General features: G+C 68.0%; 22 protein-coding genes and 5 pseudogenes. 22 read left to right on the plus strand and 5 right to left on the minus strand.

What is annotated here, in order from left to right; all coding sequences use genetic code 11:
* The first annotated feature begins 2 nt into the window (after positions 1-2).
* The 12 genes from KW83_RS12655 to KW83_RS12715 all read left to right on the plus strand — a co-directional run bounded on the left by KW83_RS12655 (position 3) and on the right by KW83_RS12715 (position 11,927).
* Positions 3-545, plus strand: coding sequence for an ester cyclase (locus KW83_RS12655; RefSeq protein WP_036179293.1), 543 nt, complete (start codon positions 3-5; stop codon positions 543-545).
* The gene (gene hisD, locus KW83_RS12660; RefSeq protein WP_036179296.1) at positions 542-1,870 is read left to right on the plus strand and encodes a histidinol dehydrogenase; all 1,329 of its coding nucleotides are present in this window, start codon (positions 542-544) and stop codon (positions 1,868-1,870) included. The genes KW83_RS12655 and hisD overlap by 4 nt, the downstream gene beginning before the upstream one ends.
* Positions 1,871-1,872: 2 nt before the next feature.
* Positions 1,873-2,916, plus strand: coding sequence for an ester cyclase (locus KW83_RS12665; protein WP_036179312.1), 1,044 nt, complete (start codon positions 1,873-1,875; stop codon positions 2,914-2,916).
* The gene (locus tag KW83_RS12670) at positions 2,913-3,677 is read left to right on the plus strand and encodes an SDR family NAD(P)-dependent oxidoreductase (protein WP_036179314.1); all 765 of its coding nucleotides are present in this window, start codon (positions 2,913-2,915) and stop codon (positions 3,675-3,677) included. Before KW83_RS12665 ends, KW83_RS12670 begins: the two co-directional genes overlap by 4 nt.
* On the plus strand, positions 3,674-4,696 hold the full coding sequence (locus KW83_RS12675) for a LacI family DNA-binding transcriptional regulator (RefSeq protein ID WP_036179439.1): 1,023 nt from the start codon (positions 3,674-3,676) through the stop codon (positions 4,694-4,696). Before KW83_RS12670 ends, KW83_RS12675 begins: the two co-directional genes overlap by 4 nt.
* Positions 4,693-5,667 carry a nuclear transport factor 2 family protein gene (locus KW83_RS12680; RefSeq protein WP_036179316.1) on the plus strand — a complete coding sequence of 325 codons (975 nt, stop codon included), beginning with the start codon at positions 4,693-4,695 and terminating at the stop codon, positions 5,665-5,667. The genes KW83_RS12675 and KW83_RS12680 overlap by 4 nt, the downstream gene beginning before the upstream one ends.
* 58 nt (positions 5,668-5,725) lie before the next feature.
* On the plus strand, positions 5,726-6,730 hold the full coding sequence (locus KW83_RS12685) for a cupin domain-containing protein (RefSeq protein WP_235191421.1): 1,005 nt from the start codon (positions 5,726-5,728) through the stop codon (positions 6,728-6,730).
* Positions 6,727-7,854, plus strand: a complete 1,128-nt coding sequence (locus KW83_RS12690) for a cobalamin-independent methionine synthase II family protein (protein ID WP_036179319.1) — start codon at positions 6,727-6,729, stop codon at positions 7,852-7,854. The genes KW83_RS12685 and KW83_RS12690 overlap by 4 nt, the downstream gene beginning before the upstream one ends.
* A complete protein-coding gene (locus KW83_RS12695; protein WP_036179322.1) occupies positions 7,851-8,537 on the plus strand; it encodes an alpha/beta fold hydrolase in 687 nt (228 codons plus the stop codon). Before KW83_RS12690 ends, KW83_RS12695 begins: the two co-directional genes overlap by 4 nt.
* The gene (locus KW83_RS12700) at positions 8,537-9,232 is read left to right on the plus strand and encodes an RraA family protein (protein ID WP_036179325.1); all 696 of its coding nucleotides are present in this window, start codon (positions 8,537-8,539) and stop codon (positions 9,230-9,232) included. Before KW83_RS12695 ends, KW83_RS12700 begins: the two co-directional genes overlap by 1 nt.
* Positions 9,233-9,269: 37 nt before the next feature.
* On the plus strand, positions 9,270-10,286 hold the full coding sequence (locus tag KW83_RS12705; protein ID WP_036179445.1) for a nuclear transport factor 2 family protein: 1,017 nt from the start codon (positions 9,270-9,272) through the stop codon (positions 10,284-10,286).
* 765 nt (positions 10,287-11,051) lie between these two features.
* Positions 11,052-11,927: a 3-hydroxybutyryl-CoA dehydrogenase gene (locus KW83_RS12715; RefSeq protein ID WP_036179332.1), complete on the plus strand. Its 876-nt coding sequence runs from the start codon at positions 11,052-11,054 to the stop codon at positions 11,925-11,927.
* Here KW83_RS12715 and KW83_RS12720 read toward each other — a convergent pair whose 3' ends face one another.
* Together KW83_RS12720 and KW83_RS21520 are read right to left on the minus strand one after the other, a co-directional pair.
* Positions 11,928-12,548 carry a DedA family protein gene (locus KW83_RS12720; protein ID WP_036179335.1) on the minus strand — a complete coding sequence of 207 codons (621 nt, stop codon included), beginning with the start codon at positions 12,546-12,548 and terminating at the stop codon, positions 11,928-11,930.
* A gap of 609 nt (positions 12,549-13,157) precedes the next feature.
* Positions 13,158-13,419 (minus strand): annotated as a pseudogene (locus KW83_RS21520) (IS5/IS1182 family transposase); the annotation flags it as partial.
* 41 nt (positions 13,420-13,460) lie between these two features.
* On the opposite strand from KW83_RS21520, the pseudogene KW83_RS12725 reads away from it, so the two are divergent.
* The 7 genes and pseudogenes from KW83_RS12725 (at position 13,461) to KW83_RS12745 (ending at position 20,991) form a co-directional block, all read left to right on the plus strand.
* Positions 13,461-14,439, plus strand: a pseudogene (locus KW83_RS12725) (IS110 family RNA-guided transposase).
* Between the two features lie 1,768 nt (positions 14,440-16,207).
* Complete coding sequence (locus KW83_RS20975; protein WP_161785496.1) at positions 16,208-16,351, plus strand: hypothetical protein; 144 nt, start codon at positions 16,208-16,210, stop codon at positions 16,349-16,351.
* Between the two features lie 217 nt (positions 16,352-16,568).
* Positions 16,569-16,943, plus strand: a pseudogene (locus tag KW83_RS21970) (glycosyltransferase); the annotation flags it as partial.
* A 91-nt stretch (positions 16,944-17,034) separates the two neighbouring features.
* Positions 17,035-17,196, plus strand: coding sequence for a hypothetical protein (locus tag KW83_RS21535; RefSeq protein ID WP_235191422.1), 162 nt, complete (start codon positions 17,035-17,037; stop codon positions 17,194-17,196).
* 62 nt (positions 17,197-17,258) lie between these two features.
* Positions 17,259-18,428 (plus strand): glycosyltransferase family 61 protein, encoded by a 1,170-nt coding sequence (locus KW83_RS12735; RefSeq protein ID WP_036179341.1) that lies wholly within the window; start codon positions 17,259-17,261, stop codon positions 18,426-18,428.
* 4 nt (positions 18,429-18,432) lie between these two features.
* Complete coding sequence (locus KW83_RS12740; protein ID WP_036179344.1) at positions 18,433-20,163, plus strand: glycosyltransferase family A protein; 1,731 nt, start codon at positions 18,433-18,435, stop codon at positions 20,161-20,163.
* 18 nt (positions 20,164-20,181) lie between these two features.
* Positions 20,182-20,991 (plus strand): sulfotransferase domain-containing protein, encoded by an 810-nt coding sequence (locus KW83_RS12745; protein WP_036179347.1) that lies wholly within the window; start codon positions 20,182-20,184, stop codon positions 20,989-20,991.
* Between the two features lie 3 nt (positions 20,992-20,994).
* Here the strand turns inward: KW83_RS12745 and KW83_RS12750 are convergent, their stop codons facing one another.
* Positions 20,995-22,506, minus strand: coding sequence for a lipopolysaccharide biosynthesis protein (locus KW83_RS12750; RefSeq protein WP_051928484.1), 1,512 nt, complete (start codon positions 22,504-22,506; stop codon positions 20,995-20,997).
* Between the two features lie 399 nt (positions 22,507-22,905).
* On the opposite strand from KW83_RS12750, the pseudogene KW83_RS21540 reads away from it, so the two are divergent.
* Positions 22,906-23,112 (plus strand): annotated as a pseudogene (locus KW83_RS21540) (tyrosine-type recombinase/integrase); the annotation flags it as partial.
* Between the two features lie 23 nt (positions 23,113-23,135).
* Here KW83_RS21540 and KW83_RS20980 read toward each other — a convergent pair.
* Positions 23,136-23,402 (minus strand): annotated as a pseudogene (locus KW83_RS20980) (hypothetical protein); the annotation flags it as partial.
* On the opposite strand from KW83_RS20980, the gene KW83_RS21545 reads away from it, so the two are divergent.
* Positions 23,295-23,573 carry a transposase gene (locus KW83_RS21545; RefSeq protein WP_036173639.1) on the plus strand — a complete coding sequence of 93 codons (279 nt, stop codon included), beginning with the start codon at positions 23,295-23,297 and terminating at the stop codon, positions 23,571-23,573. The pseudogene KW83_RS20980 and the gene KW83_RS21545 overlap by 108 nt on opposite strands.
* A gap of 20 nt (positions 23,574-23,593) precedes the next feature.
* Positions 23,594-23,980 (plus strand): IS3 family transposase, encoded by a 387-nt coding sequence (locus tag KW83_RS12765; protein ID WP_161785432.1) that lies wholly within the window; start codon positions 23,594-23,596, stop codon positions 23,978-23,980.
* On the opposite strand, the gene KW83_RS21755 is transcribed toward KW83_RS12765, so the two are convergent.
* Positions 23,930-24,042, minus strand: a 113-nt coding sequence (locus KW83_RS21755; protein WP_327203969.1) for an IS3 family transposase, incomplete at its 5' end; no start/stop codon positions are given. The two genes, KW83_RS12765 and KW83_RS21755, sit on opposite strands and share 51 nt — an antisense overlap.

Consider the following 24,042-nt stretch of genomic DNA (forward strand, 5'->3'; position numbering starts at 1 on the left):
CCATGCCTGGCGCACGACCCGAACAGGCCGTCCTCAGCCGCGACACGGATCTCTCGCGGACCGACGCCACCCGCGCCGTGATCGAGGGCATGGTGGACGGTCTGAACGACCACCGCATCGACGACATCGGCCAGTTCTTCCATCCGGACTTCCGCTGGATCGGCAACTACGGATGCGGCACCAAGAACGGCCTTCGCGAGTTCCAGGACAACTGGCAGCGGCCGTTCCAGGCCGCGTTCTCCGACAAGGTCTGCGTCGACGAGGCGCGGCTTTTCATGGGCGACTGGGCGGCCGCGTTCGGCCGCCAGGAAGCGACCCATTCCGGCCCGTTCATGGGCCTCGCGCCCACCGGCCGGCGGGTCGAGATCCGGTACATGGATTTCTGGCGCGTCGCGGACGGCCGGATCGCGGACAACTGGGTGATGGTGGATTTCCCCCATGTCCTCGCCCAGCTCGGCCACGACGTTTTCGCCGGCGAGGGCTGGGAGGCCTTCGACCGCGGCGAGAAGACCCCACCGAAACCCAAACCCGAAGAGAGACCATGAGCATCGAATATCTCAAGCGCGGCAAGTCGGACGCGGAACGCTCCGAGGACGACGCGAAGACCCGGAAGATCGTCGAGGAGACGCTCGCGCAGATCGAAGCGCGCGGCGACGACGCCGCGCGCGAGCTCGCCAACAAGTTCGACGGCTACGACCGCGACAGCTACCGCCTGACCGAAGACGAGATCGCGGCGCTGATCGCCGAGGTGCCACAGGACGATCTCGACGACATCCGCTTCGCCCAGGCCCAGGTCCGCGCCTTCGCCGAGGCGCAGCGCGCCTCGATGACCGATATCGAGATCGAGACCCTGCCGGGCGTGATCCTCGGGCACCGCAACATCCCCGTCCAGTCCGTGGGCTGCTATGTACCGGCGGGCAAGTTCCCCATGGTCGCCTCCGCCCACATGTCCGTTCTCACGGCATCGGTCGCGGGCGTGCCGCGCATCGCCGCCGCGACGCCGCCCTTCAAGGGCAAGCCCAATCCGGCCGTCATCGCGGCGATGCATCTGGGCGGCGCGCACGAGATCTACGTCCTCGGCGGTATCCAGGCGGTGGGCGCCATGGCGCTCGGCACCGAGACGATCGCGCCCGTCGACATGCTGGTCGGTCCCGGCAACGCCTTCGTGGCCGAGGCCAAGCGCCAGCTCTACGGCCGCGTCGGCATCGACCTCTTCGCCGGGCCGACCGAGACGATGGTGATCGCCGACGAGACGGTGGACGCCGAGATGTGCGCCACCGACCTTCTGGGCCAGGCCGAGCACGGCTACAATTCGCCCGCGGTACTGGTGACGACCTCGCGCAAGCTGGCCGAGGCGACGCTGGCGGAGATCGACCGCATCCTGGCCATCCTGCCCACCGCCGACACCGCGTCCGTGTCCTGGCGCGACTACGGCGAGGTGATCGTCTGCGGAAATCACGACGAGATGCTCAAGGTCGCCAACGACATCGCGTCCGAGCACGTGCAGGTGATGACAGACCGCGATGACTGGTACCTTGCGAACATGCATTCCTACGGCGCGCTGTTCCTCGGCCCGCGCACCAACGTGGCCAACGGCGACAAGGTGATCGGCACCAACCACACGCTGCCCACCAAGAAGGCCGGCCGCTACACCGGCGGGCTCTGGGTCGGCAAGTTCCTCAAGACCCACAGCTACCAGAAGGTCACCACGGACGCGGCGGCGAGCGAGATCGGCGCCTACGGCTCCCGGCTCTGCCTGCTCGAGGGGTTCGTCGGCCATGCCGAACAGTGCAACCTGCGCGTCCGCCGCTACGGCGGGGTCAACGTGCCCTATGGCGGGGCCGCGCCGCGCAGTGTCGCCGCGGAATGACCATGGACGTGCACACCCGCAACAAGGCCCTCGTCGCGACGCTGCGCGCGGCGATGTACGACTTCACCGATGCCGGGGTGCGCGCGGCGATCGGCCGGGCGATCGCCGCCGACGCCGTGATCCATCTTGCGCATCCCCTAGGCGATTGCGTCGGGGAGGGTCTCTATGACCGCGCCTATGCCGCGCTCTTCACGGCGATCCCCGATCTCGAGCGGCGCGACACGATCGTCATGGCCGGCCCCGACGAGCACGGCGCGGACTGGGTGGGCTGCGGGGGATATTATACCGGAGCGTTCCTCGGGCCCTGGCTCGATATCCCGCCGACGGGCCACCAGGTCGCGATGCGGTTCCACGAGTTCTTCCGGATCGAAGAGGGGCGCGTCGTCGAGGTGCAGGCGCTCTGGGACATCCCCGAGGTGATGATGCAGGCGGGCGCCTGGCCGATGGCGCCCTCGCTCGGCCGGGAATGGCACGTGCCGGGTCCGGCGACGCAGGACGGCCACGTGCGCGGCCCCCATGACGCGGAGAAAAGCGCCGCGACCCGGCAGCGCATCGTCAAGATGCTGACGGCGTTGAAGCGCCATCCGTCCGAGGGCGGGCCCGAGGTCATGGAGATGGACCGCTACTGGCATCCCCGGATGAGCTGGTACGGACCTTCGGGCATCGGCACCGGCCGTGGCATAAGGGGGTTCCGCAATTGGCACCAGATCCCGTTCCTGAATGCCATGCCCGACCGCGGGCAGTACCTCGACGGGATCACCTACCATTTCTTCGGCGACGGCGACTACGCCGCGGTGACCGGATGGCCCAACATGATCCAGACCGTCACCCACGACGGCTGGATGGGCATCGCCCCGGCCGGACAGCGCATCACCATGCGTTCGCTCGACTTCTGGCGGCTGGAGGACGGCCTGATCCGCGAGAACTGGGTGCTGGTCGACCTGCTCGACGCCTATGCCCAAGTCGGCGTCGATGTCCTGGCCCGGCTGCGGGCCTTCAACAAGGCACGCACGGGCTTCGACCCCGAGACAGGGAGGGCGGCATGAGCGGGCTCCCCCGGACACCCTCCCTGCGGCTCGACGGACGGCGGGCGCTGGTGACAGGCGCGTCGTCGGGGATCGGCCTCGGCGCGGCAATGGCGCTGGCCGAGGCCGGCGCGCATGTCGTCTGCGCGGCGCGCGGGCGCGAGCGGCTGGACGCGGCGGTCGGCGCGATGGCCGCGGACGGCCGGTCGGTCGAGGCCCTGCCGCTCGACATGGCCGAACTCGACGCCCTCCCGGCCGTGTTCGACGGCGCGCCCTTCGACGTGGTGGTGAACTCGGCCGGTCTCGGCCGGCACGGCCCCGCGCTCGAGACCCGGGCCGAGGATTTCGATGCCGTGATGTCGATCAACCTGCGCGCGGCCTATTTCCTGTCCGCCCATGCCGCCCGCACCCTGATCGCGGCCGGGCGGCCCGGTTCGATCATCCACGTGTCCAGCCAGATGGGGCATGTGGGCGGCATCGACCGCGCCGTCTACTGCGCCTCGAAACACGGGCTCGAAGGCATGGTGAAGGCGATGGCCATCGAATGGGGGCCGCACCGCATCCGCGTCAACACGCTTTGCCCGACCTTCATCCGCACCCCGCTGACCGAGGCGACCTTCGCCGATCCCGAGCGCGTCGCCTGGATCACCGACAAGATCAAGCTCGGCCGACCGGGCGAGATCGAGGATATCATGGGGGCGGTCCTCTATCTCGCCTCCGACGCCTCGGCGCTGGTGACCGGCACGGCGCTGAAGGTCGATGGCGGATGGACGGCCGGATGACGGACGAGAAGGTCACAGCCCAGCAGGTCGCCGAACGGGCCGGCGTCAGCCAGTCCGCGGTCAGTCGCGCCTTCACCCCCGGCGCCTCGGTCGCCCCGAGCACGGCGGCCCGGATCCATGCGGCGGCCGAGGCGCTCGGCTACCGGCCCAACACGCTGGCGCGGTCGCTGATCACCGGGCGCTCGCGCCTCATCGGCCTCGTCGTCGCCTATCTCGAGAACTACTTCTATCCCGAGGCGCTCGAAAAGCTGTCGAACGCGCTGCAGGCCCGCGGCTACCACGTGCTCGTCTTCATGGCCTCGCAGCAGGCCGGCAACATCGACGAGATCCTCGGGGAGATCCTCGATTTCCAGGTCGACGGCATCATCATGGCGTCGGTCTCGCTGTCGTCCGATCTAGCTTCGCGCTGCCAGAAGGCCGGAGTTCCGGTCGTGTTCTTCAACCGCCGGCAGGACATCGACGGCATCTCCTCGGTCACCTCCGACAATTTCGGCGGCGGCAGGCAGGTGGCCGACTTCCTGGTGGCGGGCGGCCACCGCCGGTTCGGCTACATCGCCGGCTGGCACGGCGCCTCGACGCAGCGCGACCGCGAGGCCGGGTTCCTCGCGGGCCTCGCCGCGCACGGGGTCGCGCTCCACGCCCGCGAGGTGGGCAATTTCGACGGCGAGACCGCCCGGCAGGCGGCCGACGCCATGTTCCACCGGCCGGACCCGCCCGACGCGCTGTTCGTCGCCAACGATCACATGGCGTTCCAGGCCATGGACGCGATCCGCTCGGGATCCGGCCTGCGCGTGCCCGAAGACGTGTCGGTGGTGGGCTTCGACGACGTGCCGCCCGCCGCCTGGGCGGCCTATGACCTCACCACGATCCGCCAGCGCGCAAATCGGATGGTCGAGGAGACCGTTTCGACGCTGCTGGCGCATGTCGACGATGCGGGCGTCCCGCCACGTCAGGTGTCCGTCGACGCCCCGCTGATCATTCGCAGTTCCGCCCGCATTCCCGAAGGATGGCCCCGATGAAAGGCTTCGATCCCAAGTTCCGAGATTTCCCCGATTTCATCATCGGCGTCACCAAGGAGATCTGGGAAGACCGCGGCATCGACACGCTGCACAAGTACTACGCGCCGGACATCGTGGTGCGCTCGCCCGCGGCGGTCGTGGTCGGCAACCAGGGCGTCATCGCCGCGACCATGGCGACGCTGGCCGAGTTTCCCGACCGAACGCTCCTGGGCGAGGACGTGATCTGGTGCGGAACGCCGGATGCGGGGATGCTTTCGTCACACCGGCTGCTCTCGACCGCGACCCATTCCGGCAGCGGTGTCTATGGCCAGGCCACGGGCACGCGGCTGCGCTACCGGATCCTGGCCGACTGCCACGCGCGTGACAACCGGATCGACGACGAGTGGCTGATCCGTGACCAGGGCGCCATCGTCCGGCAGCTTGGATCGGAGCCCCGCGACTATGCCCGCGACCTGATCGCGCGCGAGGGTGGCCCGGAGGCCTGCGTGCGTCCGCTCACGCCCGTGACGGACCGGCCGGGACCCTACCGAGGGACCGGCAACGACAACGCATGGGGCGCGAGATACGCTGACATCATCGGCCGGATCATGGCCGCCGACCTGGCCGTGATCCCGCGCGAATACGACCGCGCGGTGCAGTCGGAATATCCCGGGGGCCGGACCGACCATTCGCACGGGGCGGTCGACCGGTTCTGGATGGGCCTGCGCGCCAGTTTCTCCTCGGCCGAGTTCCGCGTCGAGCACCGGATCGGCGCCGAGGACGCGCTGATGCCGCCCCGCGCGGCGGTCCGCTGGAGCCTGACCGGCAAGCACGATGGCTGGGGCGCCTTCGGCCGGCCCACCGGCGCCGACGTCTACGTGCTGGGCATCTCCCATGCCGAGTTCGGGCCCTGGGGACTGCGCCGCGAATGGACCCTCTACGACGAGACGGCGATCTGGAAACAGATCCTGCTCGCCACCGGTGAGGTCTGATGCGCCGGACACCCCCTCTCTCCCGCCATGCAACACTCAACAGCGAAGGATCTGGAACATGACCATGACCGACGCGGCCCCGACCCGACAGGCCGACCGGACCGCCACGCAGCCGCAGATCGTCCATTACGGCGAGCTGATTCCCTGCAAGACCGCCTTCATCGACGCCCATACGCCGGGATCGAACCAGAAGGAGAACTTCACCATCATCGGCGGCGGCGTCTCCGAGTCGCCCGATCAGCATGTCCACATCACCGACCGGGTCGGCTTCAACATCGGCGCCGCCGGGCAGCCGCCCAACTGCCGCAACTCGCTCCATTCGCACCGAACCGCCGAAGTGTTCTACGTCCTCAAGGGCCGCTGGCGGTTCTTCTGGGGCCGTTGGGGCGACGCGGGCGACGTGGTGCTCGAAGAGGGCGACATCTTCGACATCCCGACCGGCATCTTCCGCGGCTTCGAGAATGTCGGCACGGACTACGGGATGATCATGGCGATCCTCGGCGGCGACGATGCCGGCGGCGGCGTGATCTGGGCGCCGCAGGTGATCGAGGACGCCAAGGATCACGGCCTGGTTCTGGCCGAGTCCGGCAAGCTCTACGATACCAAGGCGGGGCAGTCGCTGCCCGAGGGCGTCAAGCCGATGCCGGTGCTGACCGACGAGGAGCTGAAGGCCTTTCCCGAGCCGACGCCGATGGAAGTCGTGGGCGGCTACGTCCGGCGCTACGCCGACATGATGGCCCTGGCCGGTGCCGGGGCGCCGGTGAAGGTCATCGGCGAAACCGGCCTGATCCGCGACCGGCCCGGCTTCGAGGTCGAGTTCCTGCGCGGCGGCACGGAGCCCGAGGAGGCCTATGCGCTCGACAGGAACGAGGTGCTGATGGTCGTCCGCGGCCATTGGCGCGTGGACTGGGACGGCGGCGGCGCGATCCTTGCGCCCGGCGACACCTGTCTGGTGCCGCAAGGTCTGCGTCACAGCCTTGCGCCGTCGATGAGCGGCGAGGCGAGCCTTTATCGGGTGACGAACACCGACGATCCCGCCGGCGCCACCTGGTCCGCGGCATGAGTCGGATCGCGGTCACGCATGTGGGCTCTCTGCCGCGCTCGCAGGAGGTGGTGGATTTCCTCTTCGCCCGCGAGCGCGGCGCGCCCCATGACGCGGCGGCGTTCGACGACGCGATGGCGCGCGCGGTCTCCGAGACCGTGCGCCGGCAGGTCGAGGCGGGCGTCGACTGCGTATCGGACGGCGAGACCTCCAAGATCAGCTACGCGACCTACGTCAAGGACCGCTACACAGGCTTCGGGGGCGACAGCCCGCGCAACGCGCCCGCCGACCTGAAGCGGTTCCCGAGCTTCCTGGAGCGTCTGGCCAGCTCCGGCGGCACGCCGCAATACGCCCGCCCGATGTGCGTGGGCGAGGTGCGCCCCAAGGAGAACGGCGAGCTTGAAAAGGACATCGCGAACCTGCGCGCCGCGATGGCGACGCACGGCGCGCGCGAAGGGTTCATGAACGCGGCCTCCCCGGGCGTCATCTCGCTGTTCCTGCAGAACGCCCATTACCCGAGCCGCGACGCCTATCTCGGCGCGCTCGCCGACGCGATGGCGGCGGAATACCGGGCCATCGTGGATGCCGGCCTGTTGCTGCAGCTCGATTGCCCGGATCTTGCGCTGGCGCGCCACATGCTGTTCGCCGACCTCTCCGACGACGAGTTCGTGCGCATCGCCGGCGGCCATGTCGACGCCCTGAGGCATGCGCTGTCCGGCATCGACCCGGCGCGGGTCCGCGTCCACATCTGCTGGGGCAATTACGAAGGGCCCCATGTCTGCGACATCGACATGGACAAGGTGTTCGCCACGCTCATGTCGGTTCCCGCCCGCTATATCCTGTTCGAGAGCTCCAACCCCCGCCACGCCCACGAATGGGAAGTGTTCCGCGACAGGCGCTCCGAGATCCCCGACGACAAGGTGCTGGTCCCCGGCTGCGTCGACACCACGACGAACTTCGTCGAGCATCCGAGGCTCGTGGCCCAGCGGATCGGCCGGTTTGCCGACATCGTCGGGCCGGACCGCGTCATGGCCGGGTCGGATTGCGGCTTCGGAACCTTCGCGGGCTTCGGCGCCGTGGATCCGGACATCGCCTATGCCAAGCTTTCCGCATTGTCGGACGGCGCGGCCCTGGTCGGCCGATGACGCCGCTCGTCCTTCTGCCCGGAATGATGTGCGACGCGCGGCTCTTCGCGCCGCAGACCGCCGCCCTGTCCGGGACCCGCGCCGTCCAACACGCGCCGCTGTCCGGGCACGACAGGGTTGAGTCCCTGGCGGCGGACGTGCTGGCCAACGCCCCGCCGCTCTTCGCGCTCGCCGGGCTGTCCATGGGCGGGATCGTGGCGATGGAGATCGTCCGGCAGGCGCCGGACCGGGTTGCGCGGCTGGCGCTGCTCGACACCAATCCCCTGGCCGAGGCCGCCGAGGTCAAGGCGCGCCGCGTCCCGCAGATCGAGGCGGCGCGATCCGGCGGGCTCGCGCAGGTCATGCGCCAGGAGATGAAACCCCGGTACTTGGCCGCGCCGGACGAAGACCTGCTCGATCTCTGCCTGGAGATGGCGCTGTCGCTGGGCCCGGAGGTCTTCGAACGGCAATCCCGCGCGCTCGCCGACCGGCCGGATCAATGCGCCACGCTGCGCGCCTATGACGGCCCGACGCTGCTGCTCTGCGGACGCCATGACGCGCTTTGCCCCGTGGAGCGGCACGAACTGATGCACGAGCTGATGCCGCGGGCAAGGCTGGTGATCGTCGAGGACGCGGGCCACCTGCCGGTGCTCGAACGGCCCGATGCGGTCAATGCGGCTTTGAAACGATGGCTGGAGGAATGATGGACAGCGCACTTCTGGACCTTCTCGGACGGGTCGACACGCCGACCGTCTGCAACGCGATCGAGGTGGTCGAGGCCCGGCGCGGGTTCGACCGCTTCACCCGCGGCACGATGGTCGCCTCAGACCCCGGCGCGTCCGCTATGGTGGGCTATGCGCGCACCGCACGACTGGCTGCCCGACACCCGCCCGAGGAAGCGGCGGAGGTCATCCGCGAGCGCCGGATGGCCTATTACCGCTACATGGCCGAGGCGCCCGCGCCGGCAATCGCCGTGATCGAGGATCTGGACTGGCCGGACTGCATCGGCGCCTATTGGGGCGAGATCAACACCGCCGTGCACAGGGGGTTCGGCCTCGCGGGCGTGGTGACCAACGGCGTGGTGCGCGACCTCGGCGATCTGCCGGACCGCTTTCCCGTGCTGGCCGGATCGGTGGGCCCCAGCCACGGCTTCGTCCATGTGCGAGAGATCGACTGTCCCGTCACCGTCATGGGCCTGACCGTGTCGCCCGGCGACCTGGTCCACGCCGATCGACACGGCGCCGTGGTGATCCCGGCCGAGGTCGTGCCGGGCCTGGCGGACGGCATCGCCCGGCTGCTGGAGACCGAGCGGATCGTTCTCGACGCGGCACGCGCGCCCGGCTTCGACTTCACCAGTTTCGAGGCCGCGTGGACACGGTTCGAAAAGGCGCGCACATGAGCCCCGTTTCCGCCACCGAGCCGGGATGGCGCCCGGCGTGACGGCGGACCTCCAGGATGCGAAACGGGTGGTCCGCGAGTTCTACGCCGCGATCGACGGTGCCGAAGACACGGCCCTTGCACCGTCGATGGAACGCCATTGCGCGCCCGACCTGCTCTGGCGCGGCTGTCATCCGTTCGGCGAGCTCCGCGGCCCCCACCTCGTCGCCGAACGGTTCTGGAGGCCGCTGAAGGCGTCGCTGCGCCCAATGCGGCGCAGGCTCGACCTGTTCTTCGCGGGCCGCAACGAGATCGACGGATTCGCGTCGGTCTGGGTCGCCTCGATGGGCCACCTGATGGGACTCTTCGACGCGGTCTGGCTCGGCATCCCGCCCACGGGCAGGGTCGCGATGCTGCGCTACGCCGCCTTCCACCGGGTCGCGAACGGCAGGATCGCGGAGACGGCGATGATCTTCGACGTCCCGCACCTGATGATGCAGGCCGGGCTCCGCCCGTTTCCGCCCTCGACCGCCGCCGAGCTGGTACAGCCGGGCCCGATGACCCACGAGGGGCTGATGTTCGGCCCCCAGGACGCCGCCGAGGGAGATCGCACCCTCGCCGCGATCGACTTCATGGTGGGCGATGTCGCGACCTGGAAGGACCCCGGGCAGATGTCGCTCACCGACGAACTGCGGTGCTCATGGACCGAGGACATGATCTGGTGGGGGCCCGGCGGAATCGGCGCAACCTACACGATCGAACGCTACGCGGCGCAGCACAGCGGCCCGTTTCGCGCCGCCTTTGCGGACCGCCGGTTCAACGGTCATCTCTGCCGCATGGCCGAAGGCCGGTTCGGCGGGTTCTTCGGCTGGCCGAACCTGACGCTGACACCGACGGGCGGGTTCATGGGCATGCCGGCCACCGGCCGCGCCGGCGACATGCGTGTGGTCGACATGTACCGGCGCGAGGGCGACAAGCTGGCGGAGAACTGGGTGTTCATCGATCTGCTGCACTTCTGGGACCAGCAGGGGCTGGATGTTCTGGAACGGATGACAGAATTGAGCGCCGGCCGATAAAGTCGGCTTCGAGAGTCCCCGGATGTCACCGAAGATCGAAATTCGATCGCATGTTGCCGTTCCATAGAAAGCGTTCTCCGTCTACAGATCTCAGGGTCGGGAGCATCGAGCGGATCGCTCCGCGCTAAATGAGGTTCTTCGCATCTTGCCGATTGACCTGAGACCCGACGTCCCTCCGGCCTTACGCGAAGTCCGCCGGTCGATGTTCGGCGCTACGCGGCACGTATTGCCGGGCCGTTCCTTGCCCCGAACTCGGCCGACGGAATGTTCCAAAGCTCCCGCTTTTGTTTTTCTGACGGGCGTCGGTGAGCGGCGCGAACAGCGTCTCGTTGAGCAGCGCGTCGCGGAACCGGCCGCGAGAGCGTCCGATCGTCTGTGTATGAGCAATCCGGTCCATGCTTCACCGGACGCATGAATGACGATCTCCTGCGCAGGTGGGGCAGCGCCTGGATGGTGGCATCGCTAGAGGTCTGCTGGCCGCCATGGCTGGCTTTGGTCGTAGGATTCCAGTTCATCTACAGGTCAAACCGGTCGGATCGTTGACGAGCCCCTGCGTTTGAGCGCCGCACTGTCGGCCTGCCAGGTTCTGGTCCTGCAGGTCGGGAGTGCGGTCTGCTCATGCCTCCCAGCTGCCACACGGGAGTCGCGAGATGACTCCTGGATGGAATTCGTGCAACGGAGCCCGTCCGGATAGCCGCGACGCGGCCCGCTTGCATCGCCCCGATCCGCAGGCCATGTTCCGGCGCGAGCGGCAAGGAGCGCAGAATGAAGATCCAGACAGTCGGCATCATCGGGGCGGGCCAGATGGGCAGCGGCATCGCCCATGTCTGCGCGCTGGCCGGCTACGACGTGCTTCTGACCGACGTCAGCGAAGACGCATTGACAGCCGCGCAGGAGACGATCCGCGGGAACATGGATCGCCAGGTCTCCCGGGAAAAGATCACCGAGGCCGATCGGGACGCGGCCCTGGAGCGGATCGGACGAACCGCCACACTGACCGACCTGGGCAAGAGCGATCTGGTGATCGAGGCCGCGACAGAACGAGAGGCGGTCAAGGACGCGATCTTCAAGGAACTGGTCCCCGCGCTCAAACCCGATACGATCCTGACGACCAACACCTCCTCGATCTCCATTACGCGGCTGGCCTCCAAGACGGACAGGCCGGAAAAGTTCATGGGCTTCCATTTCATGAACCCCGTCCCGATCATGAGCCTGGTCGAACTGATCCGCGGCATCGCCACCGACGAAGAGACCTTCGACGCCTGCATGGGGGTGGTCCAAAGGCTCGACAAGACCGCGGCCACGGCAGAGGATTTTCCCGCCTTCATCGTCAATCGCATCCTGATGCCGATGATCAACGAAGCGATCTACGTGCTCTATGAGGGTGTCGGAAATGTCAGCTCCATCGACAAGGCGATGCGGCTGGGCGCCAACCACCCCATGGGGCCGCTCGGTCTGGCGGATTTCATCGGGCTCGACACCTGCCTTGCGATCATGAACGTGCTGCACGACGGGCTGGCCGACACGAAGTACCGCCCCTGCCCGCTGCTGACAAAATATGTCGAGGCGGGATGGCTGGGCCGCAAGACCGGGCGCGGTTTTTACGACTACCGCGGGGAAGAGCCCGTCCCGACCCGGTGATCAAGGGTCCGGCGCCGGTTCCGGCACACGCCGCCGATAGGTCGCGACCCGCCAGATGTACACGCCGACGATACCCACAACCACGGCGGTCGAAATAGGGTTAAGCCAGACCTGCACCTTTTCGTACTGGCTGTTCAATAGATAGCCGGCCCCCGTGAGGATCAGGTTCCATCCCAAGGTCCCTGCGGTGCTATAGGCCAGGAACCGGCCCAGAGGCATCGGAACCAGTCCCGCGGGAACCGAAATGAACGTCCGCACCGTGGGAACCAGACGCCCGAAGAACACCGCCGCGCCGCCGTGGCGGTCGAACCAGTCCTCTGCGGTGTTGAATTCGTCCGGGCTGACGGTCAGCCAGCGTCCGTGCCGGGCCGCAAGCCTGCGGATGCGACGGGCGCCGATCTTCAGCCCGATCCAGTACCAGATCAACGCCCCGGCCACCGCGCCGACGGTGCCGGCGATCAGAACGCCGACCAGCGTCATGTCGCCCCGTGCCGCATTGAAACCAGCAAGGGGCATGATCAGTTCGGACGGGATCGGCGGAAACACGTTCTCGGCGAACATCAGAAAGGCGATGCCCAGATATCCCATCTGATCCACAATGCCTGAAATCCAGTCGAACATGCGCCCCTCCTCTTTGAGCGATCAACTTGGGGGGGAGGTCTTCGTTCCCAGGTCAAGCACCGCCGCACAGTTGGACCGCGCCGGCGCGACGCGAAAGAGCCGGATCAAGCGGCACACCCGTGCGAGTCGCACCGTTCGGCCGAGTGTGCGCGACGTTTCCGGTCCTATCAAACTCCGATGCGGTGCGGAACGCTACCGCACCGCCTGCCAAGACGTTGAATCGCCATCCCACGCGGCGGGCAGGCCGCCGACCCATTCGGCCGGAAAGCTCAATGGAACGGGACTCCATCATGGTGCCGCGAAAACCGGGACAGTGGGCAGCGCGAGGACTGCAATGATAGTTTTCCCCGACGCGGCCAAGGTCACGGCTAACCGACGGCCGACATCTGATGCGGTCCCAAGCCCAGTCGGATCCGAGGCGTGCGCGCCGCAGCGCCCCACTGCATCCAGTTCGGCCTGCGGATGCGGGCCGGAGGGATGGACCGGACGTCCATGTTCGGGGCGCAGCGCGGCTTCGGAGGGCTGGCCTGGCAGGTGAGCGTCAGGCCACGGCATTTGACGGCGCCCTTGCCGGTTAGACCTTAGTTCGGGTGAACTCCGGCTGGACTCACTTGCGGCACCGAAGGCAGCTTCGTCCAGCGTCTCAAGATACCCGCAGAGCGCGGGGCGCATAGGTCGGGTCGATGACCGAAACAATCCATTCCTGCTTTGCTGTCGACTTCTTCTTGCTAGCATCCGCTTCGATCAGTCCGGCGTCGACGGCCATGGCGCTGGCCGCTGACCAGACCTTTGAGAAGGTAGAGTAATCGGGGATCCGATCAGTCAGATCGAGCCGGCAGAGATGGAGTAGGCGAGCGGGTCCGCGCAGACCATCATCAGTTCCATCTATTTTGAAAACCCGGAGAAAAGGCTATGACCTATTATGTGGGGATCGACGCATCTCTTGAGACCGTGAACATCTGTATCGTCGATGAGGAAGGAACCGTCGCGCTCGAAAGCAAGATCGAGGCGGAACCTTCCTCGATCCTGGCTCTATAGCGAGTTGCGCACTGCCGGATTGCCGGCCGTCTGCATGGAATGTCGACATGTGAAGGCCGGACTGGGCGCGATGCGGAACAAGACCGACCGCAATGACGCACGCGGCATCGCCCAGCTTGTTCGCCTCGGCTGGTTCCGCCATGTCTTCGTCAAGAGTGACGAGGCGCAGCGCATTCGCATGCTGCTGGTCGGCCGCACCCATCTCATGAGCAAATCGCATGACCTGGAGAACTGCATCCGCGGATCGTTGAAAGTGTTCGGGCTGAGGATCGGCATCGTGACCCGACAGGGCTTTGAGGCACGTGTTCTGAACCTGATCGACGGCAGYGCGAGCCTAATTTTGATCGTGAAACCGCTGCTCCGGGCCCGTCGAGCGATGATCGAGGAGTTTGAGCGGCTCGACAGGCTATGCCGGGAATTTGCCAGGCGAGACCCGGTCTGCCGTCGGCTGATGAGTGTCCCTGGCGTGGGGGTGATCGTCGCGCTGACCTACAGGACAGGCGTCGATGCTCCCGAGCGGTTTGCGCGGTCCCGGGACGTCGGTGCTCACTTCGGCCTTACACCACGCAGGTACAGCTCCGGGCAGACCGATTACGATGGCCGGATCAGCCGATGCGGGGACGAAATGGTCCGCACCGCCCTCTATCAGGCCGCCCACGTTCTACTGCATCACGGCCGATGGTCGTCGCTCAGGGCCTGGGCAATGCGGATCGCCAAACGCCGCAGCCTGAAAGCCGCAAAAGTCGCGCTCGCGCGCAAGCTTGCCGTCGTGCTGCATCGCATGTGGGTCGACGGAACCGACTTCCGTTGGTCGGACACATCCCCAACCTGCGTGACGACAGAAGCAGTCTGAGGAGGCCGATGACGTAACATAGACACCCGGTTCCGCCGTTCCGGCGGGAGAAAGCGCCCGGGAGGGTGCGAGGGTCGGATGAGCCCGTATCGTTGGTTGCGACGCCACGGCCCGGCGCCATGTAGATCGCGCGGCAGAGCTCGGCCATCCGATCCTTCCCAACCCATCCTGTCCGCCGACGCCCCCCCAAGGCATCGAGCACGCAAAGAAGCCTGAACTCTTCCGCGCGCAATTCCCGAAGGAACGAACAACAAAAGGATTGACGAACGATGCCCGCCTAAAGAAGCAGCGATACAGCGGTCGCAAGCGTCGCTCGCGCCGTTGGGTCGGGCCTCTATCCCCGGACGGTTTCGAACCGGCGCAAGCGCGCGACGGTTGAGGACATGAAAACCGGGCCGGCGGACCCGCGGTCCCCCGTGCTGCCCGGGACCGGCGACGCGACGCGACGGGTCGCGGTCCCGGGCCGCACGCGCCCGCCACTGGACGACCGCCTACATCGGGGCCTTCGGCGCCATGGCGCCTCGTGCCTGCCGGACATCGAAGGCGCCAGACGTTCGAGCGGTATCCCATCGGGTGCCTTCACATCGGTATCGCCGAAGTGCGGACAGCGGAGGGCAAGCGCCACCTGTTCGCCGGCACTGACTGGACGGGCAAGTTCGCGGTCGCCCAACGCGTTGCAACGGCGGACAGAAAGACCGCACAGCTCGAGGCTGCGCCCTGTCGGTCCACGCCAGTCTCACCGATAACGTCAGTCCGGTCGCGGAGCGGCCCTGACACCGGAACGCCATCCATTCGCTTCGACATGATCCCCGAGGCCGACGGCACCGAGCACGGGCCGCCGAAATCCATCGACAAACGGCCAGGTCGAGCGAACGAACCGCACGATCGCGGAGGCCACGGTTGAGCGCCTCCACGCCGACAGCCATGCTCAGCTGCGCCAGCAGCTCGCGGACGTCCCGGCGCCCAACAACTCCGCCCGCCGAGGCACCACCCCGAACGGTTTCACGCCCTGCGAATACATCCGCAACATCCGGACACCAGAGCCGGATCGATCCACCCCCGACCCAATCCACCAGATGCCGGGGCTGAACATCTAAGCGCACGGTCGCCGGCCGGTGGTACGGCGCTTCGCGGTTCCGAGGCCGATGGCCATGGTCGCCGGGTGGCCACCAGGCCATCAGCCGATGTTCGATAAAGCGCCGAGCCGCGCGCAATGTACATGACGTCCCCTAGGCGAGCAGATCGTTGCGCAAGCAGGCACCAAAGCCCTAGCCGCAACCAGTGTGACCGGGACAATAGCGCGCAACGCGCCCCGCTGCCCGGCCGCGTCGATCGGATCGAGCCGGCCCTTACCGCGGGCTGCGAGCTCTGCACCGTGCGGGCCGAGCGGGGCGCAGGGCCCTTCGCGCGATCCGGCCCACCAGCAGGCAGGCCAGCGGCAGGAGCGCCGGCATCGGAACGAGGAGCGCCAGAAGGCTGTCTCGACACGCCTCCCATTTCTCGTGGACGGTATAGCCGGCCGTGTCCGCCTCGGTCGTGTGGAAGGCGTGGGCTTCCGTCCTGCGGTATCCTTGCCGGGAGGCGCCGGCGGGCAACTCCGCGGTCGCGGCGCTCCTGGATTGCAGCGGAACCGGGCCAAGCGGATCCAGCAGTAGACCAGGGCCTCGTCGATATCGGGCGGATCGATCACTGGGGCCACTGTTTTCTTTTCGCTGTCGAGACAGCGCTCGACGAGGAGGGATCGAAACAACGGGGCCCAGACCCGCAGATGGACGTCGGGCGTCGCTGGGGCGCGGCCAGCCTGGTCGAGCCGACGCTTCGGCGCCTGCCGCCCCGGCTGGCGGATCGCGGGATCACGGCTCTCGACCGGCTCTGTGCCGGCCGTCTGCTGGGATCGCGCATTTCGGCATGAACGGGATGGGGGTGGCGCGGACCGGCCTTCGGACAAGGGGCTTCCGGCCGATCGTCACGCTCTTTCACGGCTTCGACGTCGGCATGACGGCAGGCTGGGGCAGTACCGCCCGCTCTTCGCCCATCCTGACCTACTGCCGACCCTCGACCGCCCCTTCCGCGAGGTTCTGGTGGCCGCCGGCGCCCCGCCCGAAGGCACCCGCGTCCATCACCGCGGCATGCGCCCCGAGACCATCCCGTTCCGTCACCGCGCGTTCTCGGCGCCCATCCGATTCCTCTCGGTCGGGCGGCTGATCGAGAAGAAGGGCATCGGCATCGCCCTCCAGGCCCTGGCCCGCCCGCGCGGATCCCAGCCCGCGCTCGACTGGCGCCACGACATCATCGGCAACGGCGAACTGCGCGGCAGCCTTGAGACGCTCGCCCGCCAGCTGGACCTGACCGACCGCGTCACCCTCCTGGGGCCCACCCCGCGGCGCCGTCCGCGAAGCCATGGCCGGGGCCGACGGCTTCCTCCGCCCCAGCCGCCCCGCCGCGACCGGCGACCGAGAGGGGGCATCCCCATCGTCCTGATGGAGGCGATGTCGGCCGGCCTCCTCGTCGTCAGCACTCGCCACTCAGGCATCCCCGAGCTGGTGCGCGACGCGAGACCAGGATCCTGGCCGACGAGAGCGATCCGACGACCCCGTGCGCGCCGTCGCCCGGCTGTCCGGAACTCCGGAGACCCTCCAGCAATTGATGGATACGGCCCGGCGCATCGTCGAAACGGACTTCCACGCCGAGCGCCAGGCCCGCAAGATGGTCGGATTGATCGAGGAGCCGGCCGGCGGCAGAGACCGCCCGGTTTGACGGCAGGATATGGGGCTCCAGTTTGGAATGCATGACCGCGGCATCTGGAAAGTCGACCGAAAATGCTTGACGCCTTCACCGTCAAGGCGCGGGCGCGCGCCGTCGGCCTGTGCGAACGGGGCGTCCGGAGCGGCCTGCCACCGGGCTGGTTCGGTTGGCGCTGGCTGCGCGAGGAGAGCTTGCGCGAATACTTCGCCTCCGGCGGGCCGGGCGATCTGACCGTGATCCACCCCGAGGCCCGGGCCAGCAACCCATTGCCCGTGAACGTCGACGACCCCTCCCGGCTTTCCGACGACCCCGACTGGTTCGGCTATTCCCAGCGCGACGTGCCCTCCCGCCCCAGCGGCGAAACGCTGCGGGCCACAGTGCCCGACGCCCGCATCGTCAGCTTTACCGACAGCCCCCGAAACCGGTTCTGGCCCACGATTCTCAACGCCCGCGACAAGGCCTTCGAGATCCGGGAGATGCGGTTCCGCCCCGGCCATGGCGAGGTCCTGCGGACCGCACGCCCCCGCCGGATCGACCGCGCCACCTGGATCACCGAGCGGGTCTTTACCAACTACTCGCACTGGCTCAGCGCCCACCTCCCCAAGCTGTGCCTCCTCGCCCAACGCGGCGAGATGGACGGCCTGCTGATTCCCGAGACGCGCAGCCCCGTGATAGACACCTCGCTGCGCATCCTGGGCTACGACCCCGCCGACTTCGCCACCCACAGCACCGACGAGGTGATCGAGGTGGGCCAACTGACCCTGCTCGAGACCGACCGCTTCCGCCCCGAGTTGCTCCGCCCGGTGCGCGAGATGATGGGCCACGTCTCCGACCGCGCGCCCTGGCGCCGGGTCTTCATCAGCCGCGCCGCCGCCGCCATCCGCAAGCTCGAGAACGAGGCCGAGCTGGTGCCGATGCTCAAGACGGCCGGCTTCGAGCTGGTCGCCATGGAGGACCTGACCTTCGAGGAACAGATCCGCCTGATGGGCGAGACCGCCGTCCTGATGGCCCCCCACGGCGCGGGCCTGACGAACATGATGTTCTGCGCCCCCGGAACCCAGGTGGTCGAGATCGCAGAGCCGCGCTACCCCAACCCCAACTTCTACGCCATCGCCGTCGCCATGGGCCTCGACTACTGGAAGGTCGACGGCGCCTTCGCCGGCGACCCCGGGATCAACCGCCTCGACCGTGACCTGATGGTCGACCCCGCCACTGTCGAAGCGGTCCTGAAGGCGCTAGGCTGAGCCCATGCGCACCCCGGCCATCATCCCCGTCCACCACGACGCGGCCTTCCTGGCACAGACCCTGCGCCCGGTCCTCCACCGGGACCGAGCCCCGGATCGGGTGATCGTGGTGGACGCCGGGTGCAGCGATGACAGCGCCAAGATCGACGAGGGCTTCGGCCCCGCCGTCGTCCCCGTTCGCGGCGAATACGGCGGCGCCCGCGTGGCCGGCGTTGCGCACGCTACCGGCGACGCGCTGATGTCCATGGACGCCGGCGACCTCCGGGGACTGGGCGTGGTGGAGGCGCTCCCGGACACGCTCACCGCGCATCCCGGCGCCATCGCCTGCTGCGACTGGCTCCGCCACGAGCGCATCGGCGCCACCTGGCAGGCCCGACCCGCCTCCTGCGCCCCCCGCCGCCCGGGACAGGGCGCGCTGGCCGCCTGGCCGACGGGCTGGGACCAACCACCCTGTTCGGCCCTCTGGTCCCGCGCGGCCTGCGAGGTCTGCGAGGCCTGCGGCGGCTGGAACCGCGAGATGCTGATCAACAAGGACGGCGACCTGACGATGCGGGCGCTGGCCGGCGGCACCGACCTCGTCCACAGCCGCCGCGGCACCTCCTGCTGCCGCCGCCTGCCCGACGTCGCCGTTTCCCTCAGCGGCCGGCGCTTCACTCCTCCGGGCCTCGCCTCCCGCCTCAGCGTCCTTTACGCCCTCCCGGACATGCCCAAGCCCAAGGGATTCCCCAGCGGCACCCGCGCCGCCCGGCAGGACCGGCGCCACGGCGGCACCCCCGCAAGGGCCCTGCGCCGAAAGGCGGCGGACCGCCGCCGGCAAGCCGCCCGCGCCGCCACCTCCACGACGCCGACCGCAACCGAAGACGCCCCAGCCGTCACCCGCGGCCGCCCACCCACGACCCCGCACGCCCCTCGCGTCAGCGTCGGGATCCCGGTCTTCAGCCGCGCCGCCCTCCTGCACCGCGCCATCGCCAGCGTCCTCGCCCAAGACTTCGAGGAGTTCGAACTCCTGATCATCGACGACGCCTCCACCAACGGCCTGCTCAGGGTCGGCGACGGCTTCGCCGACCCCCGGCCGCACATGATCCGCCGGACCCGCAACCACGGCATTGATAGGGCCTGCGCGCCGCTGATCGTCTTTCTCGACTCAGGCGACGAACGGCTCCCGGGCAACCGCGCGGCCCAGGTCGCCGCCATGGACGCGGCGCCCATGAGCGTCGGCCTCTGCTGCACCGGCCTGATCGAGACGGGCTCGGAAGGCACCGACACCGTTTTCGAGCCCTCCGCCCTCCCCGACTTCTGGGCCGAGATCCTCCACCGCAACATCGTCCACTACAACACCAGCAGCTTGATGATCCGCCGCAACGTCATCGAGACGACGGGTGGCTTCGACGAGAGCCTCGCGACCATCGAGGACTGGGACCTCTTGATCCACCGCCTGCGTCCACGCCTTCCTGCTCCTGCCGCGGCCGCTGATGATCTGCCACGACACCGCGGCCGCAGAGCGCGTGGGCGACGACAATCGCGCCCGCAACTTCGTGGCCAACATGAGCGCCCGCCGGATGCTGACCGACCGCTACGGCGACGGGATGGTGCGCGCGGGCGCCCTCCGCCGGTCCCGCCTCTTCGGCGCACGCAGCTTCGCGCTGAGGCCCGAGGTCCCGCGCATCTCCCTCGACGCCCAGGCGCCGGCGACCGCCGTCTGGGCCGGGACCTCGCGGGCCACGGCGATGTGTAGCCCCTCCGGAGCCGCCGCATGAACCTGACCGCCCTGGCAAGAGACGCCGCCGCCCCCTACATCCGCGCCCGCCCTGATTTCCTCATCATCGGCGCGCAGAAGGCCGGCACGACCTCGCTCCACAGCTATCTCGCGCGGCATCCGCAGCTCGAGCCCGCCCGGGGCCGCAAGGAGCAATACTTCAACTTCTACTACGACCGGCATTCCCTGGGCTGGTACCTGTCGCACTTCCCCTACCGCTTCCGCCGCACCGGCAGCCTGCTCTTCGAGGCCACCCCCGACTATCTGATGCACGAGGCCGTCCCCGGGCGCATCCGCCGGGACCTGGGCGAGATCCGCCTGATCGCCGTCCTGCGCGAGCCGGTGGAACGTGCCTACTCGGCCTGGCGCATGTGGCACCACTTCGCCGACTCGAAACCCGACCTGGCCTTCAAGGCCGACCCGCGCCCCTTCGCCCGGGCCATCGACGAGGAACTCGCCTCTCCCGACAACCAGGCCGAAAAACACTTCCACTACGTCGCCGCCGGCCGCTACGCCGAACAACTCGCGGCCTACCGCCGCCACTTCCGCCCCGAGACCATGCTGATCCTCGACCATGCCGAGATGAAGCGCGACCTGGGTCCCTTCCTGGCGCGGATTTGCGATTTTCTGCAGATCGACCCCCTGCCCGACAGCACCATTGCCGAGATGGGCCAGGAGAAGCTCTGGGTCACGCCCAAGGTCGAGATGACCGCGGACACACGCGCCACGCTCGACCGCCTGCGCGCCTACTACGCGCCGCACAACGCGCGCCTCTTCGACATGCTGGGCGCGCGCTGGGACTGGTAGCCTCTAGCGCCGCAGCCTGCCGCGCACCTTCGCCACCGCCTTTTGCGCGCCGCCGATCGCCTCGCGCTCCGGCCCCTCCGGCCGCCCCGCGACCAGCCACAGCACCAGCACGGCCAGCGGATAGACCACGGCCCCGGTCCCGATCATCGCCGCGGCTTTCAGGGCCTGAAGCGGCAAGCCCCCCTCGCCGAACTGCGATCCGGCGACATACACCGCAACCGCCATCACCGCAGCTGCCCCCAGCGAGCGCCCGTTGACCGCCACTTGCCGCCACACGCTCAGCCCCAGGATCGTCTGCACCAGGTACAGATTGACCGCGATCCCGATCAGCGCCGCCGCAGAGCGCCCGATCAGCAGGCCCAGGAACCCACCCGTCAGCAGCCCCAGCAAGGTCAGCGGCACCCGGATGCACAGGTTCACCAGGCTGCGGTTGAACAGGATCTTCGACCGCCCCATCCCCATCGCCAGCGGCTGCACCATCGAGGCGACGGTCTGCAGCGCGAAGATGCCCGCCAGGAACCGTATCACGATCACCGCCGGCAGCCATTGCTCCCCCAACGCCAGCAGCACCAGCGGCTCGGCCGCCACCGCCAGCCCCACGCCCACCGGCAGGGCCACCATCATCAGCACCGACTGCGCGCGCTGATAGCCCCGCGTCAGCCGCTCGGGCTCGCCCGACAGCTTCGCGAACCCCGGAAACACCGCCTGCGCCACCGGCTGCGTCGCCTCGCGCGTCGGGATCACCGCCAGCCGGTCGCCGACCGAGTAGTACCCCAGCGTGGTGTTGCCCAGGAAGTACCCCAGGGCCAGCTGGTCGAACCGCCAGTTGATGGTGTTGACCGCCTGCCCCAGGCCTACCCAGATCGAGAATGACATCAGGTCGCGCCATTTCGATGTGTCCCAGCGCGGCCGATAGGGCTGGATCACATAGGACAGCACCAGCGAGGTCGCTTGCCCCGCGACGATCCCCAGGATCAGCGCCCAGTAGCTCCGCCAGATCAGCGCCACGGCCACCGCGACCAGGAACCCCACCAGCTTGTCGGCGGACCGCGTCGCGAAGTCCTGCCAGAACACCAGGTCGCGCGACATCTTCGCCAGCCGCGGGTTGATCGCGCCCACGACCAGCGTCGACACCGCCAGCGCCAGGAACACCGCCACAAGCCGCGGGTCGTCATAGAGCGCGGCCGCCGGATACCCCACGCCCGCCAGCACCGCCGCGACGATGGCCGCGCGCAGGAAGTTGAGCGTGAAGGCCGTGTTGTAATGGCTGTCCGTCGGGTGCCTGTGCTGCACCAGCGCCTGCGCCAGCGACAGTTCGGTCATCGAAGTGACGATCGCCGACACCGAGATCGCGATCGCCACCAGCCCGAAATCGTCCGGCACCAGCAGACGCGCCAGGACCAGCGTGTTGGCCAGCCCGATCAGGCTAATCACAACCCGCGAGGCCGCAATCCACGTCGCGCCCCGCGCCAGTTGTCCGCTTATTCCGAGAATGTCCGCACCCGTCGTCACCACCGCACCACAGCGTCACCGCTGCGCCGTAACAAGGCCCTAGCAGTCTTGCAGCCGAACCACTAGTCCACGCACCAGTTCGCGGCCGGTATCGGTGCCCCGAGCCTCGGGGTCGCGCCGCTCCCCCGGCCACGGCGGATCGCGGGTCCCGTCATCGGTTTTCCTGCCGCGCGCACCGCCCGGACTGCAGATGACAATGATTGAGCCGTCCGATTTCGGGATCACTCAGGCAACGCCTTCGTGCCCGCCCCGTCCGACCATGCACAGCACGATGTCGAGCGCGCCCCCGGACTCACGTCCCTTACGCAAGGCCGCGCGCGACGGCTCTGCGAGCATTACATCGCAGACATGGAGGCAGGCCTAGTTCTCGGATAAGGCGGCCGCCCCAAGAAGGCCACGACGGTCGCGACCGACGTCGGGCGCATCCGCCGACACATCATCCCCCTGCTTGGAACACGGAGGATCAAGGACATCACCAAGCCGGACATGAACAACCTGATGAAGGATATTATCGCCGGAAAGACATGGGTCGTGATGAAAACGGAGAGCTCGCGGACGGTCAATGCGCGACGCTCTTCCTCTCGCTCGGCGGCGGGATCCTCTCCTTGAGCGATCTGGCCGAGCAATGCCTTTGCTTCACGACGAGCGGTCTCGGGTGTCCAAACGCCATGAAGTCCGATCGTGTAGCGTCGCGAACGACCTTTCGCTCTATACCGGATGAGGTAGTGAAGTGGTCCCAGGAAATCGGACAGGTAGCTAAGGTGTATCCCGAACCTTTGGAGGGATACGAAATGGCGAAACGCCGGAAGTTCACGGATCAGTTCAAGGCAAAGGTCGCGCTCGAGGCGCTGCGAGGCGACAAGACGATCCAGGAGATTGCTGCGCGGCATCAGGTTCATCCGAACCAGGTAAGCGCTTGGAAGCGTCAGGCTGTCGACGGCATGGCCGACGTGTTTGCCCGTGGCAGTAGGCCCGAAGGCCCGAGCGAGGCGGAAGTGAAGGAGCTTCACGCCAAGATCGGGAGGCTGGCGGTCGAGAACGATTTTTTGTCCGCCGGGCTCAAGCGATGAGCCCTGCGAAGAAGAAAGCGATGATCCGCGGCGACCATCCGGAACTGGGCGTCAGTCAGCAATGCCGGTTGGTGAAGCTGAGCAGGTCAGCGTTCTACTACATGCCGGTCGGGATCGATGCGAAGACGCTGGCGCTGATGAAAGCCATCGACCGTGTGTTTACCAAGTACCCGTTCTTCGGATCGCGTCAGATCGCGGCATATCTGCGCCGGGATGGTATCGTAGCGGGGCGCCACCGGGTTCGGCGGCTGATGGCCAAGATGGGGTTGGAGGCGATTTACAAACGGCCCAAGACAAGCCAGCCGCATCCACGGCACCTGGACCTGTCGCGATTTCGTGCCGCCCCAAGTGCTCGTTTAAGCCACTTTTCTTTCGAATGCGACGGGGCTTTTCCAGCCCAGTGCTGAGTGGCGGCGACGCGGATTGTAGAAGCCATTGATGTATTCAAAGATCGCCACTTCAGCTTGCC

The organism is Palleronia rufa (assembly GCF_000743715.1).
Taxonomy (GTDB): Bacteria; Pseudomonadota; Alphaproteobacteria; order Rhodobacterales; family Rhodobacteraceae; genus Palleronia; species Palleronia rufa.